Source organism: Streptomyces sp. NPDC104313 (assembly GCF_055583985.1).
Genome location: NZ_JBVJMW010000003.1, coordinates 173,928 through 190,227 on the forward strand (window position 1 = coordinate 173,928; position 16,300 = coordinate 190,227).

The window sequence follows — 16,300 nt, forward strand, 5'->3', positions numbered from 1 at the left end:
AAGGAGTCCATCCGTGACGGAAGGCACCACTTCCACGGCCGCCGCCGAGGCCGGCAGCGACACCCTGACCCGCCTGGAGCAGGAGGGTGAGATCGCGGCCGACTACCTTGAGGGACTGCTGGACATCGCCGACCTCGACGGCGACATCGACATGGACGTCGAGGCGGACAGGGCCGCGGTGTCGATCATCAGCGAATCGGCGCGCGACCTTCAGAAGCTCGTGGGCCGCGACGGCGAGGTCCTGGAGGCACTCCAGGAGCTGACACGGCTGGCCGTCCACCGACAGACGGGCGACCGCAGCCGTCTGATGCTGGACATCGGTGGCTTCCGGGCCGAGAAGCGCGAGATCCTCGCGGCGCTGGGTGCCAAGGCCGCGGACGAGGTCAAGAGCTCGGGCGAGCCGGTGAAGCTGGACCCGATGACGCCGTTCGAGCGCAAGGTCGTGCACGACGCGATCGCCGCGGCCGGTCTCCGGAGCGAGTCGGAGGGCGAGGAGCCGCAGCGCTTCGTCGTCGTTCTCCCGGCCTGACCGGATCCTTGTACTGTCGGCCCCGTCTGTTCGCAGGCGGGGCCGATCTTTGTCAGCCTGATAGTCAGCCACCCACAGTGCGCTAGTGCGGTATGGAAGGACGGTCCCCGTGACGGAGGAAGCAGAGCTCCCCCAGGCACCTGCGGAAGCGCAGGCGGTGTTCGGAGAGCTCTTCCCGGAGGCTGTCCGGTACGCGGAGCTTCTTGCGGATGCCGGGGTCAAGCGAGGCCTGATCGGGCCGCGTGAGGTCCCCCGGCTGTGGGAGCGGCACCTGCTGAACTGCGCGGTGCTCTCCGAGGTCGTGCCCGAAGGTGTCACCGTCTGCGATGTGGGATCAGGCGCGGGTCTACCCGGCATCCCGCTGGCTCTGGTGCGCCCCGACCTCAAGATCACCCTGCTGGAGCCGCTGCTGCGGCGGACGAACTTCCTCCAGGAAGTCGTCGAGCTGCTCGGCCTGGACCATGTGACGGTCGTGCGCGGGCGGGCCGAGGAGGTCCTCGGGACGCTTCAGCCCGTTCACGTGGTGACCGCCCGTGCGGTGGCACCGCTGGACCGGCTGGCAGGCTGGGGCGTGCCCCTGCTGAAGCCTTACGGGGAGATGCTCGCGCTCAAAGGTGACACCGCGGAGGAGGAGCTCAACGGCGCCAGGGCCGCGCTCAGCAAGCTCGGTGTCTTGGAGACCGAGGTGCTTCACGTCGGTGAAGGCTTGGTCGATCCGCTCTCCACCGTGGTCCGTGTCGTGGTGGGAGAGAGCCCGGGCGGTGTGAGGTTCGCCGCAAAGAGGGCTAAGGCCGCCCGGACGGAACGGACACGCAGGCGACGTTGAGGAGCACTGCGAGAGGGCGGCGCCGTCCGGTCGGGACCCGACCCAGCCGGGTGGTATGCGGATTCTGCTGGCTCTTGAGCCACTTAGCAGTGTTTCTACCGGAAAGTAGCGATACGTACCTGGTGCGGAGTGTCGTGGCCTGGTAGTTGCTTCGCGGGGGCATCGTGTTTCACGTGAAACGTCGCTCTCTGCTGCAGGGAATCATCGGCCGTGGTCGTGCGGCTGCCACTCCGCGCGACCGCAAGCCCGGACGGGTTGCCGAGTTGTCCACACGCACGGATTCATCCACAGATCAGCGGGCCTCGCTGGTTCACGACCCCGAAAGCATGGCAGGCTCTGTTCATTGCGAGCCTGAAGTCGAGGAGAGTGAATCCTTGCGGTCCGACGCCAACATCGCGGGACCGATGACCGACCCGGTCCCCGGTCCCCGAACCGAGTCCGTGGGTGAGGGTGTTTCACGTGAAACACCGCCGCCGATGGACGACACACCCATCGGCCGAGCCGCTCAGCTGGCGGTCGAGGCCCTCGGCCGCGCCGGCGAAGGGCTGCCCCGGCCTGACCGCACCCGCGTCATGGTGGTGGCCAACCAGAAGGGTGGGGTCGGGAAGACGACCACGACGGTCAACCTGGCCGCTTCCCTGGCTCTGCACGGTGCACGCGTTCTGGTGGTCGACCTCGACCCGCAGGGCAACGCCTCCACGGCTCTGGGTATCGATCACCACGCCGATGTTCCCTCGATCTATGACGTCCTGGTGGAGAGCCGCCCGCTCTCCGAGGTGGTCCAGCCCGTACCGGATGTCGAAGGTCTCTTCTGTGCCCCCGCCACCATCGATCTCGCTGGTGCGGAGATCGAGCTGGTCTCGTTGGTGGCGCGGGAGAGCCGGCTCCAGCGAGCCATCCAGGCGTACGAGCAGCCGCTGGACTACATCCTCATCGACTGCCCGCCCTCGCTGGGTCTGTTGACGGTGAACGCGATGGTGGCCGGGGCCGAGGTACTGATCCCCATCCAGTGCGAGTACTACGCGCTGGAAGGCCTGGGACAGCTCCTGCGGAACGTCGACCTGGTGCGGGGCCATCTGAACCCGGACCTGCACGTCTCGACGATCCTGTTGACGATGTACGACGGCCGGACGAGGCTCGCCTCGCAGGTCGCCGAGGAGGTCCGTACCCACTTCGGCAAGGAAGTGCTGCGGACGAGTATCCCGAGGTCGGTCCGCATCTCGGAGGCGCCGAGCTACGGGCAGACGGTGCTGACCTACGACCCGGGGTCCAGCGGTTCGCTCTCGTATCTTGAAGCCGCGCGGGAGATCGCCCTACGGGGCGTCGGGATGCACTACGAGACTCAGCACGCCCACACGAGTAGTCAGAACAGTCAGCAGAACGTTTCGGAGGGCATTCAGTGAGTGAGCGTCGTAGAGGACTGGGGCGTGGGCTCGGTGCGCTGATCCCCGCCGCTCCCCAGGAGAAGCAGGTTCCGTCGCCCGGAGGCGGTGCTGCGTCGTCCGGTGCGGGTCCGGTTCTGACAGCGGAGCGCGGGGTGGCCGCCGCGAAGGTGACCGCGCTGCCGTCCGTCCCGGTGGTGCCGGAGCCGGCGTCCACCCCGGAGGGCCGGTCCGAGCAGGATGCTGGAACGTCCGGCGCGTACTTCGCCGAGCTGCCGATCGGGACGATCACCCCGAACCCCCGTCAGCCCCGTGAGGTCTTCGACGAGGACGCGCTGGCCGAGCTGGTCGTCTCCATCAAGGAAGTCGGCCTTCTCCAGCCGGTCGTCGTCCGCAAGGTGGGCCCGGACAGCTACGAGCTCATCATGGGTGAGCGTCGGTGGAGGGCCTGCCGTGAAGCGGGACTGGAGCGGATTCCCACCATCGTCCGCGCCACGGACGACGAGAAGCTGCTGCTGGACGCACTGCTGGAGAACCTCCACCGGGCTCAGCTGAACCCGCTGGAAGAGGCCGCTGCGTACGACCAGCTGCTCAAGGACTTCAAGTGCACCCATGACCAGCTGGCCGACCGGATCGGCCGCTCGCGTCCGCAGGTGACGAACACACTGAGGCTCCTGAGGCTTTCGCCGTCGGTGCAGCGCCGGGTCGCCGCAGGCGTTCTTTCGGCCGGCCATGCCCGCGCGCTGCTGTCCGTGGACGATTCCGAGGAGCAGGACCGGCTGGCCCACCGCATCGTGGCCGAGGGGCTCTCGGTGCGTGCGGTCGAGGAGATCGTGACGCTCATGGGTTCGAGCCCTTCGAGCTCCGCGAAGCCCAAGGGCCCGAGGGCCGGCGGCCGTCTGTCCCCCGCTCTGACCGACCTGGCGACCCGTCTGTCGGATCGCTTCGAGACCCGGGTGAAGGTCGACCTGGGGCAGAAGAAGGGCAAGATCGTCGTCGAGTTCGCCTCGATGGAGGACCTGGACCGGATTCTCGGCAGTCTCGCCCCGGGCGAGGGCCGTGTGCTGGAGCGGCGGCTCGCCGAGACGTCCGAGGAGGACGACGAGGGGTGAGCAGCGGGACCTGAGGGCGGTCCGTGCGCCGGGTGCATACCGGAACACGGTCCGCCCTTTGCTCTCTCGGTATCCGCATCACCTCTGGGTGGATACGATGCGTTCTGGGACGGCGCATCCATGGTGATCGACCTCGGAGGAGGGCGGAGGCCTTGCGAAGAATGAGCCGCAGTCGGCTCGTCACGGTCGGGGTGGGCCTGGGCGCCGTCGGGGGATTCGTCGGCAGTCTGTTCCATGAACGGAGCACACTGGCAGCCGCACGTGGTGCGGCGGGCGAAGGAAGTGAGGGATCGCCGTCATGGGGCGTCGGCTCGTACCACTCACCCTGGACAACCTTCCGGATCTCCCCGAGCGTTGCCGCTCGTGCGTCTTCTGGGAGCTTGACCCGGTCAGCGGGGAAGCCGCGGTAAAGGCGGGTAAGCCGGAGCTGGAGAAGGAAGCCTGGATCTCCGCGGTCCTCCTGGAGTGGGGGTCCTGCGGCCGGGTGGTCTATATGGACGACGTGCCGGCGGGCTTCGTGCTGTACGCCCCGCCCGCGTACGTCCCCCGCTCGACGGCTTTCCCGACCAGCCCGGTCTCCCCCGATGCCGTTCAGCTCATCACTGGGCTGATCATTCCCGAGTACCAGGGTCAGGGTCTGGGCCGTGTCATGGTGCAGACGGTGGCGAAGGACGTTCTACGCCGAGGTTTCAAGGCGATCGAGGCATTCGGAGACGCGCGGTCCGAGCAAGCCAGCTGCGTACTCCCCGCGGATCATCTGCTGGCCGTCGGCTTCAAGACCGTGCGGCCACATCCCGTGTATCCACGGCTGAGGCTGGATCTGCGGACGACGCTCTCCTGGAAGGAAGACGTGGAGATGGCACTGGACCGGCTCCTGGGGGCGGTCCAGAAGGAACCGGTGCCGCGGCCGTTGTGAGGCCGGGCCGTTGTCGCCGTCCTCCATGCGAAACGGGCCCACCCCGTCAGGGGGTGGGCCCGTTTCACGTGAAACATCGCGCCGGGGCGCTGTTGCGCGATTACGCGCTGATGAAGCCTTCGAGGTCGCGGAGGATCGCGGCCTTCGGCTTGGCGCCGACGATGGTCTTGGCGACCTCGCCGCCCTGGTACACGTTCAGGGTCGGGATGGACATCACGCCGTACTTGGCGGCGGTGGCCGGGTTCTCGTCGATGTTGAGCTTGACGATCTCGATCTGGTCGCCGTGCTCTGCCGCGATCGCCTCAAGGGAGGGAGCGATCTGGCGGCACGGGCCGCACCAGGCGGCCCAGAAGTCCACCAGAACGGGCTTGTCGCTCTTGAGGACGACCTCGTCGAAGGTGTCATCCGTAACGTGCTTCAGGGCGCCGGCCACGGCGGCCTCCTTAGTCTCTCGGGGTGGTGGGGTGCGGACGTTCAGACGGCCGGGGTCTTCTCCGGCTCGGCGGGCTCCGCGTCGGCCAGGGCCGCGAGGAAGCGCTCGGCGTCCAGGGCGGCGGAGCAGCCGGTGCCCGCTGCCGTGATGGCCTGACGGTATGTGTGGTCGACCACGTCTCCGGCGCCGAAGACGCCGGTGAGGTTGGTGCGGGTGGAAGGCGCCTCGACCTTCAGATAACCCTCGTCGTCGAGATCCAGCTGGCCCTTGAAGAGCTCGGTGCGGGGGTCGTGGCCGACGGCGATGAACAGTCCGGTCACGGGGAGCTCGGATGTCTCACCGGTCTTGGTGTTGCGCAGGGTCAGACCGGAGAGCTTCTGGTCACCCTTGACCTCGGCGACCTCGCTGTCCCAGGCGAACTTGATCTTCGGGTCGGCGAAGGCACGGTCCTGCATGGCCTTGGAGGCACGCAGGGTGTCACGGCGGTGGACGATCGTGACGGACTTGGCGAAGCGGGAGAGGAAAGTAGCCTCCTCCATCGCGGTGTCGCCGCCGCCGATCACGGCGATGTCGTGGTCCTTGAAGAAGAAGCCGTCGCAGGTGGCGCACCAGGAGACGCCGCGTCCGGAGAGGGCGTCCTCGTTGGGCAGCCCGAGCTTGCGGTGCTGGGAGCCGGTCGTGACGATGACGGCCTTGGCGCGGTGGACGGTGCCCGCGGTGTCGGTGACGGTCTTGATGTCACCGGTGAGGTCGACCGCGACCACGTCGTCAGGGATCAGCTCGGCGCCGAAGCGCTCGGCCTGGGCCCGCATGTTGTCCATGAGCTCGGGGCCCATGATGCCGTCCTGGAAGCCGGGGAAGTTCTCCACGTCGGTGGTGTTCATCAGCGCACCGCCAGCCGTGACGGCGCCCTCGAAGACCAACGGGTTCAGCGAGGCGCGGGCGGTGTACAGCGCGGCGGTGTACCCGGCCGGTCCGGAGCCGATGATGATCACATTACGGACGTCGCTCACGGGTTTCTTCCTCGTTTCTGCAGACTGCCTAACTGCCTACGGGGTCGGTTCAACGACTCACACCCCACCCAACGGATCCTACGGCTGATGCATTCCCGAAGTGCCGCGGCGGTCGCGGACGGTTTCAGGGGCGGTCGTAGGCGCGGGTGAGCAGCAGCTGCCCTGTGGTCTCCGGGGCGGTGTCCACGCAGGAGGCGGCCACGAGATAGGCCTGTACCCGTGAGGGGGCGCTCGGGTGCGGAAGGACGACGAGATAGGCGTCCGTTCCCTGGTACGTCCCCTCGTCGAGAGCGAGAGCCGGCGTGGTGCGGCCGGTGGCCTGCTGGACACAGGGGGGAACGGCGACGGCAGGGGCCTTCAAGGGGCTCCTGGACGTCTCGGCGTCGGGGGTGAGGGCATCGCTCGTCGACCTGGTGTCCGCGTCCGGCGGCATCTTCTGGGCGCCGGGGCTCTTCTGGCCGGCCCCACCGCTGAGGAGGTCCTGCACCTGGGATTCCAGCCTGCCGTCGGCGTAGGTATGCGCGCCGCTGTCAGCAGCGCTGAATCCGTTGTTGGTCGCGGTCTTGGAGGCGGAGTCACCGGACGGGGCGATGGACTGGAGAAGGAAGACGCTCATCCCGATGACCGCCGCACCGAACGCGGTGCCGAGGACCACAGCGCGCCGTCGCCGACGGGCGGGACGGCGGCCCGGTCCGGTGACAGCGGAGGACCGGCCCGCAGGACGATCCGGGACGGAGGCGCCGCCGCTCCTGGGAGCGGGCTCGCTCGTCGCACGGTCGGTCGTGGTGTCTTCGGAGGTCGTTGTTTCACGTGGAACAACGACCGGCTCGTCCATGGCGGGAGCGGTGGGGCGGACCTCCGCCGCGAGGGCCGTGTCGATGCGGGCGGCGATGTCCTCGGGCATCGGCTCCGGGGCGGGCATCGTTCCGAGCAGATCTTGGATCTCTTCCAGGGAGTCGCGTACCTCTGAGCAGTGGTCGCATGCCGCGACGTGCTGCCGGACTTCCGCGGTACGGGAAGGGGAGAGCAGTCCCTCGGTGAAAGCGGAGATCTCGGAGACCTCCGGGTGCTGAGCAGTGTCGGCCGTGGATGTCACGGGTACCCACCTCCTCCCTTCGTAGCGGCAGGATCGCTTGCTCCTGCGTCTCTGGGACCTGACGCAGATGGGACGGATGCCCCGGGTGTCCGGTTCCTTCCGGCCGCGCCGTTCTCCCCGCCGGGGGGCTGCCCCCCGGTTCCCGCGCGCAGATGGCGGACCAGGGGGGCCAGTCTCGCCCGGCCTCGGGCACATCGACTTTTCACGGTGCCGGTCGGCACCTCAAGGATGCTGGCCGCTTCCGCGACGGGGTAGCCCTGCATGTCGACGAGGACGAGGGCTACCCGCTGCTCGGCGGGCAGCGTGGCCAGGGCTTCCTGGAGTTGGCGGTGGAGGTCCTGCCGCTCGGCGGGGGCCTCGGCCGATTCGTGGGGTTCCAGGAGCTGATCGAGCCGTTCGGCGTCGTCCACCGGGAATGTCTTGCGGGAGGCGGCCTTGCGGACCCGGTCGAGGCAGGCGTTGACGGTGATCCGGTGCAGCCAGGTGGTGACCGCGGAGTGGCCACGGAAGGTGTGGGCGGCGCGAAAGGCGTTGACGAGGGCGTCCTGGACGGCGTCGGCCGCCTCTTCCCTGTCCCCCAGGGTGCGCAGTGCCACGGCCCAGAGCCGGTCGCGGTGGCGGCGTACGAGTTCACCGAAGGCGTCGGGGTCGCCCGCCACATGCTGGGCGAGCAGGTCCGAGTCGCTTGGTGCCTCTGGTGGAACGGAATCCGCCATGCTCCCCCTCCGAACCGGATCCGATGTCACATGTGGGCCACACCCGGCGAAGCGGTGCGATGGGGAGAAGCCTGCCGTCACGAGTGCGACGGCCGCAACCCTCGTCGTCGCGGGCGCTCGGTGGTCACAGCAACGGGCGTGTGTGACCGGTGATCACGGGTCGGTACGGGGGCCCGCACCGACCCGGGCATCAGCCGAGGACGGAGATGTCGGTGATGCCGCCGCGGTAGCCGCCCGTGCCGTCCGAGGGGAGTTCCGTGATGTGGATCAGGACGTAGCGCGTGCGGACGGGCTCGTCGAGCTTCTCCTCCAGCTTCGATCCCGCGACGGTCCGCTTGGCGATCGGCTGGTCGAAGTCGGCCGTCGTGGACGGGGACGAGGCGTCCGGGGAGGCGGCGAGCACGGTGGTCGTCTGCCCCTTGCGGTACATGGACACGTCGATACCTGAGACGTCCCGTACCTTGCCGAGGTCGACGATGATTCCGCTGCCCTGCTTGCGCTGGGGGAGGTTGCCGAAGTTGGCGAAGCCTTCGTACCGCGGGGTGACCCAGTGGGTTCCGGAATCACCGTCGATGGTGTTCGGCACCTCCTGCTTCTTGATGCCGGAGCCACCGGGCATGAACTCCGTGGCCCCCGCGATGTCCAGGGGGTCGGCGGACGGTGCGGGCTTCTCGTCCTTGTTCTTGTCGTCCTCGTTCGGTTCGGTGACGCCGGTGTCGTCGGGGCCCTTGGCGCGGTCGAGCAACGCCTCCGCGAGTTGCCAGCTGCCGAGGCCCAGCGCGGCGATGAGGAGCGCCGAGACGGTCCATTTGAGCGCGCGGCCGGCACGGGTCTGGAGCGGGGGCGGAGGGGCCGCCATCACGGGCTGGGTGACGGCGGACGGGTGGGCGGACGGGCGCCCGTACGTGCCCTGCTGGTAGGTCGTGCGCTGGTACGCCGGCGGCGCGGTGAACGTGGGTTCCGGAGGGAGGATGCGCGGCATGACCGCGACGGCCTTGGCCAGCTCGTCCGGGGTGGTGCAGGGCGGTTCCTGCCGGGAGGCCGTGGCGCCGTCGTTGGCGAGCGCCCGCATGGCGAGCTCGGAGAGGCCTCGGTGGACGCCGGCCCGGACCTGGTCCGGGGCGATGAGGCCCATGCTCTTCGGGAGCCCGGCGAGCCCGTGGGCGTCGTCGCCGTACGGCCAGCGGTGGGTCAGTGCGGCGTACAGGAGGGCGCCGATGGCCTCGGTGTCCGTCCGGAGGGGGCGCTCCGCGGTGATGCCGCGCAGGGCGGCGTTCACGGCGAGGCCGCGGATGCGGTACTGCCCGGTGGAGCTGCGCAGGACCGCGCCGGGGGTGAGGCGCAGATGGGACAGGCCCTCGCGGTGGGCGGCGGCCATCGCCTGGGAGAGCTGGATGACGAGCTGGTAGGCGTCGTGGGCCTCCATCGGCCCGGTGGCCAGCAGGGCGGTGAGCTCGGTGGCGTCCGGCAGCCATTCGTGGACCACGTAGACGAGGTCGTTCTCCTCGACGGCGTCCAGGACCTGGACGAAGCGGGGGTCGCCGAGCAGGGCCGAGGAGCGGGCGGCGGCGAGCACCGAGCGGGCCCGCGGATGGTCCGCGGGCAGCAGGTGTACGCCCACCGCCCGGCGGAGCTTCTCGTCGACAGCACGCCAGCTGCTGAAGCCGTCCAGACGCGTGACGCACTCCTCCAGTCGGTAGCGCCCGGCGAGTTTGTGACCACTGTGCAGATCGGGTGACGCCGGAACGGCCTCGGAAGGCTCCCGCCCACCGTCCGTTCTCCCGGTGTCCTTGGGGCTCGCGCCCTCGGTTTCCTCGGCTTGCGCCGTTCCGTCGGTCGTGGCCTCGTCCGCCTTGGCGGTCAGCGGCTCGTCGCCGCTGTTGTCAGCCACGTCGACGGCAGCCGTGCTACGTTCCGCCACCGTCGTTCCTGCCTCCCCATCCGTTGCGCGATGCCAGCCAGCTCTGCACAGTCACGCCAATTGTGCCCACACTCCTGCGCTATGCACGACACGCGGAGTGTGGCGATGGTTGTGCGGGCCAGTGCTCATTCAGCGTCCTAGCCGTCCACGGACCATGCCGACCAGGCCGTTGACCTCTTCGATGCGCATCTTCTTCGCCGCGACGAAGAAGATGCCGAGGAGGAGGATGCCACCGAAGATCAGCGCGGCCAGTGAGCCGAGAGCGCCGGTGCCGACGAGTTCCAGGATCCCGAATCCCGCGGCGCCTCCGACCAGGGCGGCGGGCACGGCGGCCATGCAGAGGCGCGCGTAGGTGCGCACGATGTGCGCGCCGTCCAAATCGCCACCCAGCCGGTTGCGCAGTCGGCGCCAGGCGACGCCGACACCGACCGCGTAGGCCAGACCATAGGAGAAGGCCATGCCGACGACGGCCCAGCGGGCGGGCAGGACGACGTAACAGAGTGCGGAGGCGACGGCGTTGACGGCGGCCACGATGACCGTGTTGTAGAAGGGGGTGCGGGTGTCCTCGTAGGCGTAGAACCCGCGGAGGACGACGTACTGCACGGAGTACGGGATCAGGCCGAGCGCGAAGGCCATGAGGATGAAGCCCATGGAGCGGGCGGCCTCGATGCCGCTGGAGGCGTACAGCAGGGTGGCCATCGGCAGGCCGAGCGCGAGGAAGGCGAAGGCCACCGGCACGATGGCGACGGCCGAGTTGCGCAGGCCCTGCGAGATGTCGTCGCGGACCGCACCCGGGTCGTTGTCATGGGCGGCCCGGGAGATGCGGGGCAGCAGCGCGGCCATGACCGAGACGGTGATGATGGCCTGCGGCATGCCCCAGATCAGCTGGGCGTTGGAGTAGGCCAGGAATCCGGTGCCGTCGTGGCCCGAGGCCGCGCCGGCCGCGGTGGAGAGTTGGGTGACGACCAGGACGCCCGCCTGGTTGGCCAGGACGAACAGCACGGTCCACTTGGCCAGTTTGATCGTCTTGCCGAGCCCGTGGCCCTTCCAGTCGAAGCGGGGGCGGAAGCGGAAACCCGTCTCGCGCAGGTAGGGGATCATCGCCAGCGACTGGACGACGAGGCCGAGCAGGGTGCCGATGCCGAGGAGCCGGACGCCCTCCGGCGGAATGGTGGCGACGCCCATCTGCGATTCGCCGGAGGTGCCGTAGACCCAGATGAACAGCCCGAACGTGATGATCATGACGATGTTGTTCAGGACCGGAGTCCACATCATCGCGCCGAACTTTCCACGGGCGTTGAGGATCTGCCCCATCACCACGTGCACGCCCATGAAGAAGATGGTGGGCAGGCAGTACCGGGCGAAGGTGACGGCCACGCTGTTGGCGGCCGCGTCGTCGGCGATCGTCGGTGACAGCATGCGGATCAGTACGGGTGAAGCGAATACCGCGATGGCGACGATCGCGGCGAGCGCGACCATCACCAGGGTCAGAAGCCGGTTGGCGAAGGCCTCGCCGCCGTCCTCGTCGTCCTTCATGGCGCGGACGAGCTGGGGGACGAAGACCGAGTTCAGGCCGCCGCCGACGGTGAGGATGTAGATCATCGTCGGCAGGGTGTACGCGATGGTGAAACTGTCGCCGAGCAGCGCGGCGCCGAGTGCGGCGGTGATCACCAGCGACCGTACGAAGCCGGTGAGCCGGGAGGCGAGCGTGCCGGCGGCCATGAGCGCGCTGGACTTGAGGAGCCCGGAGACCTTGCCACCGCCGCCCTTGGCGGGCGCGGGAGCCGGTTCCGGCTGGGGCGGTACCGGAGGCTTCCCCGATCCCTCCTGGTCCCGGAAGAGGTGGGCGAAGGCGTCCGGCTCCTCCCGGTCGTCCGACGCCTGGGTGACGAGGGCGTCGACGCCGACGAACTGCGTGGTCGCCGGGCGGTCCCCGTACGGCAGGTGGCGGGAGGGCCCCGCAGGCTCGGGGGGCGGGGTCTGGGCCCAGATGCGCGGGTCGGGGGCGTACGGAGCGGCGGGCGGCTGCTGGTAGAGCGGCGCCGGCTCCTGGTACGTGCCGGGGGGCGGCGGCGGGTGCGCGGCGCGGTCGTAGAGCGCTTCGTCCACCGGGTCCTGGGCGGCCAGGTCCCGCGCCCGGTAGGGGTCGTCCTCGTAGGCGTGCTGGAGGTACGGGTCCGGCGGCACGGAGCCGTCCTGGCCCGCGCCCTGAGGAACCGGAGGACCGCTCGGAGACGCTGCTCCGCCCGCGCCCTGCCCGCGGTCACCGTCGTACGGCGCGTTCATCGAAACCCCTACCTCATCGTCCCCGGCCGACCGGCCACGACAGACATCGCTCAACGGTCCACTTTCTCACCCGTTCCCGACGGGGCCCCGCTTTCCGGACCGGTGTCCGGAGTCGGGTCACTCGGCTGCTCGGGTCCGTCGCCGTTGCCGGCCGCCGTGTCGCTCGCCACAGCGCGCTTGCGGTGGCTGTACATCCTGATACCCGCCAGCACCAGGAGCAGCAGGCCGCCGGCGATGACGAGCAGCACGGTGGGCGTCACCTCGGAGACCTTGACGGTGAAGGTCATCTCCTCGCCGTACTGGGTGCCGTCCTCCGTGTACAGCCGGGCGGTCACCTGGGCGCGCCCGTTGGCGCTGGTCGCCGTGTCGAACTTCACCGACTGGCTGTGGCCGCCCGCGATGCTGACCGGCAGTTCGGCCATGCTCCCGTCGTCGTTGAACTTGAGCCGGATGTTGTCGGAGGTCAGCTGGAGAACCAGCCGGTCCACGCCCTGCACCAGCTTGTTCTGCACGGTGACCGGGATCGTCGCGCTGCGCCCGGAGAGGGTGACGTCGGACTTCTCGATGAGCTGCACCTCGGAGGTGAGGCTCCGCAGATAGTCGCGGACCGCGTCCCGGTACTGCTGCGCCTCCAGGGACCGTCCGCGCCAGGACGTCGACATCGAGCGGTTGACGGCGTTGCCGAAGGGCGTCACCACGCGCTCGGGCTGCGTCAGGATCGTCTCGAAGCTGTCGAGCGAGCCCTGGGTGGTGCGGATGTCCTGGAACGCCTGTGTGGGCAGTTCCTGGGCTCGGAGCTTCTTGGGGTACGCGGAGGCCCGGGGGACCTTGGCGGCGGCCCTCGGGTCGGGCTTCTCCTCGGCGGCGGCGACGAGGTCCAGGGGCTGTGTCCAGCGGTTGCCCGCCAGGCCCTCCAGAGCGCGGGCCATCGTCTGGGCCTGGGCGGCGGTGGGCATCCGCGGCGGGGCCACGACGATGCTGCGCTCGTTGTCCGGCGTCTGCTCGGTCAGTGCGAGGGTCTGGGCGAGGAACTTCTGAACCGCGCGGGTGGAGGATCCCGCCCTCGACATGTCGCCGTCGAACAACGTCGACAGCCGGGCGTCCGCGACGACGGCGGTGGTGCCTCCGCCGATCGGCCGCGCCGCGGTCGGTGTGTACCGAAGCTCCGTGGACTCCCGGAAGCTGTCGCTGCGGGCGATGACGTTATGGGCCCCCGCCGAGGTCGCCACGTCGACGATGGAGGAGTCCACGGCGCCGTTCACGGGCCAGGCGAAGTCGGTGGACGGCTTCACATGGAGGATGGTCTCCACCGTGGTCGCGGCCACGGCCGAGGCGTTCTGCAGATGGCTGAGCGTTCCGGAGACGTTCTTGCCGCGGTGCGCGATGGAGGCCAGGTCGGGGTCGGCGAACGGCAGCGCGACCACCTTGCCGTCCTCCACCACCTTCTCCAGCGCGGTGAGCCACTGCTTGGCGACAGCCTGGTTCTTGCCCGGGAGGGTCGTGTCACCCGACTCGACCTCGTACTTTCCGGCCATCGCCGCGACGCTCGCCAGGAGGTCCGGGTCGACGACCCAGGTCACGGGGAGCCGGCTGCCCAGGGACACCATCTGCTCCAGCCGGCCACCGGGCGCCAGCTCCTTGGCCAGGTCGTCGTCGGTGAACACGGGGGTCTGCTGTTCGTCCGAGCGGGTCTCCGCCGTGACGTGGGGGGACGCGATCAGCGGCCAGAGGAAGGTGAGCTTTGTCCTGCTGTCACTCGCCTCGGGCTGCCAGGGCAGGAACGAGCGCTCGAAGCCCAGCACCTGCTCGTAGGGGGTGGTGGTCGTACGGCCGGAGACCGAGACGCCGAGCTGGTAGACGCCCGGGTCGTCCAGACCGAGTTTGTCGACGGGCACGGTGAGCGTGAAGTCCCGGCTGATTCCCTTGGCGAGCTTGGGGAACTTCACCGTGTACTTGTCCCCGACGGTGACCGGGTCGACGCCGGGAACGTACGCGGAGCGCTTCCCGGCGTCGTCGACCTCTCCGCGGCCGGAGAGCCGGGGGCCGACCCGCAGATCGACCTCGGCGCTGCTGATCGTTTCCTTGCCCTTGTTGGTGAGCGTTCCGGAGACGGTCAGGGTGTCGTCCTCCGTGGGAACGCTCGGGGAGAGCGTGTCCAGGGACACATCGACCGTACGTGAGCCTGTGGGGGCCTTGGCGGGTTCGGCGGCCGGGGCGGCACCGGCGGCCGGGGCGGCCAGGAGACCGGCCAGCAGCGGTGCTCCGAGCACCGCCGAGGCCGTGCGCCGGAGCCACCGGCGGGCAGGTGAGGGACGAATCCCCTGGAAGTCTGCCGCCTCGGCCACGCGCCTACCCGTCCCTCGTCGTCATCAGATGCTGTCGATCGTTCGGTCCTGCGTCCCCGCATGGTAACGAGGTGCGGCGGGCCGAAGTGCTGGGGTCCATCGCACATGATCGCGGATATCCCGCAGGGTCCCCGTAAACGATGACGCCCCGGCCGGTCCGTGCACGTACCCTTTTCTGTTGTGCCGAACGCCAACGAAGAGAACGCCAGTGCACTGAACCAGGTGCAGCACCGCGCGGTGAGTGAGCTGCTGCGGGTGTCCCCGGTCGCCGACGACCTCGCCCGTCGATTCCAGGAGGCCGGATTCGGCCTCGCGCTGGTCGGCGGCTCGGTCCGCGATGCACTGCTGGGCAGGCTCGGGAACGACCTGGACTTCACCACCGATGCCCGCCCCGAGGACGTGCTCAAGATCGTCCGCCCCTGGGCCGACTCGGTGTGGGAGGTCGGGATCGCCTTCGGCACCGTCGGCTCCCAGAAGGACGGCTATCAGATCGAGGTCACGACCTACCGGTCCGAGGCCTACGACCGGACCTCGCGCAAGCCGGAGGTCTCCTACGGCGACTCCATCGAGGACGACCTCGTGCGTCGTGACTTCACGGTCAACGCGATGGCCGTGGCTCTGCCGCAGAAGGAGTTCGTCGATCCGTACGGAGGTCTGAAGGACCTCGCCGAGCGGGTGCTGCGTACCCCGGGCACGCCCGAGGCGTCCTTCTCCGACGACCCGCTGCGCATGCTGCGCGCCGCGCGCTTCGCCGCGCAGCTCGACTTCGAGGTCGCCCCCGATGTCGTGACCGCCATGACGGAGATGGCCGCGCGGATCGGCATCGTCTCCGCCGAGCGGGTCCGCGACGAACTCAACAAGCTGCTGCTCTCCCAGCATCCGCGCAAGGGTCTGGGGCTGCTGGTCGACACCGGGCTCGCCGAGCAGGTGCTGCCCGAGCTTCCCGCGCTGCGCCTGGAGAGTGACGAGCATCACCGTCACAAGGACGTCTATGAGCACTCGCTGACCGTCCTGGAGCAGGCCATCGGCCTGGAGGAGGACGGACCCGACCTCGTGCTGCGTCTGGCCGCGCTGCTCCATGACATCGGCAAGCCGAGGACCCGTCGCTTCGAGAAGGACGGCAGGGTCTCCTTCCATCACCACGAGGTGGTGGGCGCGAAGATGACGAAGAAGCGCATGGCCGAGCTCAAGTACTCCAACGAGCTGGTCAAGGACGTGTCGAAACTGGTGGAGCTGCATCTGCGCTTCCACGGCTACGGGGACGGCGAGTGGACCGACTCCGCGGTGCGCCGGTATGTGCGCGACGCCGGGCCGCTGCTCGAACGCCTCCACAAGCTGACTCGATCGGACTGCACGACCCGGAACAAGCGCAAGGCGAACGCGCTCTCCCGCACCTATGACGGGCTGGAGGAGCGCATCTCCCAGCTGCAGGAGCAGGAGGAGCTCGACTCGATCCGTCCCGATCTGGACGGCAACGAGATCATGCGGATCCTTGAGGTCGGCCCCGGCCCGGTGATCGGCAAGGCGTACGGGTTCCTGCTGGAGCTGCGCCTGGAGCACGGGCCGATGGAGAGGGATGCCGCTGTGGTGGCGCTCAAGGAGTGGTGGGCGCGGCAGAGCTGAGCGCCGGCGGCCGATGTTTCACGTGAAACATCGGCCGGCGGGTGGGGGGGGGGGGGGGGGGTTTGGGGGTAAAAAACCCCCCCCCCCCCACCCCCGCGCCCC

General features: G+C 69.3%; 13 protein-coding genes. 6 read left to right on the forward strand and 7 right to left on the reverse strand.

Annotated elements, in window-relative coordinates; genetic code table 11:
- Positions 1 to 13: 13 nt before the first annotated feature.
- From ACZ60Q_RS07845 to ACZ60Q_RS07865, 5 genes are all read left to right on the forward strand, one after another.
- Positions 14 to 529, forward strand: coding sequence for a Jag family protein (locus ACZ60Q_RS07845; protein ID WP_469629957.1), 516 nt, complete (start codon positions 14 to 16; stop codon positions 527 to 529).
- Between the two features lie 109 nt (positions 530 to 638).
- Entirely contained in the window at positions 639 to 1,355 is a 717-nt protein-coding gene (rsmG, locus tag ACZ60Q_RS07850; RefSeq protein ID WP_371624628.1) for a 16S rRNA (guanine(527)-N(7))-methyltransferase RsmG, read from the forward strand.
- Between the two features lie 326 nt (positions 1,356 to 1,681).
- Complete coding sequence (locus ACZ60Q_RS07855; protein ID WP_469629961.1) at positions 1,682 to 2,758, forward strand: ParA family protein; 1,077 nt, start codon at positions 1,682 to 1,684, stop codon at positions 2,756 to 2,758.
- Positions 2,755 to 3,849 carry a ParB/RepB/Spo0J family partition protein gene (locus tag ACZ60Q_RS07860; RefSeq protein WP_469629963.1) on the forward strand — a complete coding sequence of 365 codons (1,095 nt, stop codon included), beginning with the start codon at positions 2,755 to 2,757 and terminating at the stop codon, positions 3,847 to 3,849. The genes ACZ60Q_RS07855 and ACZ60Q_RS07860 overlap by 4 nt, the downstream gene beginning before the upstream one ends.
- Positions 3,850 to 4,147: 298 nt before the next feature.
- Positions 4,148 to 4,765, forward strand: a complete 618-nt coding sequence (locus ACZ60Q_RS07865; RefSeq protein WP_469629965.1) for a GNAT family N-acetyltransferase — start codon at positions 4,148 to 4,150, stop codon at positions 4,763 to 4,765.
- A 100-nt stretch (positions 4,766 to 4,865) separates the two neighbouring features.
- Here ACZ60Q_RS07865 and trxA read toward each other — a convergent pair whose 3' ends face one another.
- The 7 genes from trxA to ACZ60Q_RS07900 form a co-directional block, all read right to left on the reverse strand.
- Positions 4,866 to 5,198, reverse strand: coding sequence for a thioredoxin (trxA, locus tag ACZ60Q_RS07870; protein ID WP_397918801.1), 333 nt, complete (start codon positions 5,196 to 5,198; stop codon positions 4,866 to 4,868).
- 41 nt (positions 5,199 to 5,239) lie between these two features.
- Positions 5,240 to 6,211: a thioredoxin-disulfide reductase gene (gene trxB / locus ACZ60Q_RS07875; RefSeq protein WP_469629968.1), complete on the reverse strand. Its 972-nt coding sequence runs from the start codon at positions 6,209 to 6,211 to the stop codon at positions 5,240 to 5,242.
- A gap of 124 nt (positions 6,212 to 6,335) precedes the next feature.
- Positions 6,336 to 7,307 (reverse strand): anti-sigma factor family protein, encoded by a 972-nt coding sequence (locus ACZ60Q_RS07880; protein ID WP_469629970.1) that lies wholly within the window; start codon positions 7,305 to 7,307, stop codon positions 6,336 to 6,338.
- Positions 7,304 to 8,023: an RNA polymerase sigma factor SigM gene (gene sigM / locus ACZ60Q_RS07885; protein WP_469629972.1), complete on the reverse strand. Its 720-nt coding sequence runs from the start codon at positions 8,021 to 8,023 to the stop codon at positions 7,304 to 7,306. The genes ACZ60Q_RS07880 and sigM overlap by 4 nt, the downstream gene beginning before the upstream one ends.
- A gap of 190 nt (positions 8,024 to 8,213) precedes the next feature.
- A complete protein-coding gene (locus tag ACZ60Q_RS07890) occupies positions 8,214 to 9,944 on the reverse strand; it encodes a serine/threonine protein kinase (RefSeq protein WP_469629974.1) in 1,731 nt (576 codons plus the stop codon).
- Between the two features lie 129 nt (positions 9,945 to 10,073).
- Positions 10,074 to 12,230: a murein biosynthesis integral membrane protein MurJ gene (murJ, locus tag ACZ60Q_RS07895; RefSeq protein ID WP_469629976.1), complete on the reverse strand. Its 2,157-nt coding sequence runs from the start codon at positions 12,228 to 12,230 to the stop codon at positions 10,074 to 10,076.
- Between the two features lie 50 nt (positions 12,231 to 12,280).
- A complete protein-coding gene (locus ACZ60Q_RS07900; protein WP_469629977.1) occupies positions 12,281 to 14,575 on the reverse strand; it encodes a DUF6049 family protein in 2,295 nt (764 codons plus the stop codon).
- A gap of 180 nt (positions 14,576 to 14,755) precedes the next feature.
- Between ACZ60Q_RS07900 and ACZ60Q_RS07905 the strand changes: the two genes are divergently transcribed.
- Positions 14,756 to 16,198 (forward strand): CCA tRNA nucleotidyltransferase, encoded by a 1,443-nt coding sequence (locus ACZ60Q_RS07905; RefSeq protein WP_469629980.1) that lies wholly within the window; start codon positions 14,756 to 14,758, stop codon positions 16,196 to 16,198.
- Positions 16,199 to 16,300 lie beyond the last annotated feature (102 nt).